General features: G+C 40.9%; 1 protein-coding gene. It reads left to right on the top strand.

Annotation, left to right across the window (positions count from 1 at the left end; genetic code table 11):
* The coding region (locus EOC06_RS39165) for a PAS domain-containing protein (protein ID WP_128310204.1) at positions 1 to 252 on the top strand (252 nt) is incomplete at both ends.

Below are 252 nucleotides of genomic sequence, written 5' to 3'. Positions count from 1 at the left end.
GCAGTAGACATTCTCGGCAAAAACTGCCGGTTCTTACAAGGAAATGATAAAAAGCAAGGATCAGTAACAGCATTGCGGGATGCGATCAGAAATGAAGAACATATTGTTGTTCAGCTGCGTAACTATCGCAAAAACGGTGAAATGTTCTGGAATGAGCTTGAGCTTTCTCCCATTCGCATTGGAGACGACAGTAAGCTCTTTTTTGTTGGCATTCAAAAAGATATTACTGACAGAAAAGAATCAGAGCAGCTT

It is taken from the genome of Mesorhizobium sp. M7A.F.Ca.MR.362.00.0.0, from assembly GCF_004023175.1.
Taxonomy (GTDB): Bacteria; Pseudomonadota; Alphaproteobacteria; order Rhizobiales; family Rhizobiaceae; genus Mesorhizobium.
Note: the sequence above shows the minus strand (reverse complement) of the source record. Positions and strands in the feature narration are given on the sequence as shown.